Origin of the sequence: Algoriphagus aquimarinus, from assembly GCF_007997215.1 — a bacterium.
Lineage (GTDB): Bacteria > Bacteroidota > Bacteroidia > Cytophagales > Cyclobacteriaceae > Algoriphagus > Algoriphagus aquimarinus_A.
Genome location: NZ_VORW01000054.1, coordinates 1 through 525, shown reverse-complemented (window position 1 = coordinate 525; position 525 = coordinate 1). Strand labels below are relative to the sequence as shown.

1 protein-coding gene is annotated in these 525 nt (G+C 42.7%); it reads right to left on the bottom strand.

The genetic code is table 11. From position 1 onward, the window contains the following. The coding region (locus tag ESV85_RS22140) for a DUF6266 family protein (RefSeq protein ID WP_223276087.1) at positions 1-427 on the bottom strand (427 nt) is incomplete at its 3' end. Between the last annotated feature and the right edge of the window lie 98 nt (positions 428-525).

Below are 525 nucleotides of genomic sequence, written 5' to 3'. Positions count from 1 at the left end.
TTCCTGAACCCTGCCAGGCATTGGGTTGCCATGTGATTCTTATAGAGGTACCTTCCCTTTCTGCCAATCCCTCTTCCAAACCCACCAGCCATCCTTTGGATACTTTGACACGTTCCGGATAAAGCACTGGAGCATTTTCCTCAGGGAGAATGGCATTTTTAATCAGCCAGCTCAGTGTCCTGTTGGTCCCGGATTCAAAACTTGAACCCTTTTTTTTCATCGTAAAATTCAATGCTTCCCTGAGCGGAGTCACGAATTTCTGGCCTATACTGAAAGCCTTTTGCTGGTAAAGTTGCCTTTCACTGGCAGGTTTCTTTCTTGGGCCTGGCTTTTGTCTGACCACTGTTTTTCCGTTTAACTGGTAAAACACCAGATTGCCCATGGATCCGTTTATTGTACCCAATAGGCTGCTATGTATTATCCCCATTATTTTTGATTTTCAAAGTGAACAACTGATTAACTTATAGATATTTTGGAAGTGAATTCGCAGTAATTCCCTCTTTGTATATATCACCCCACTTCTTT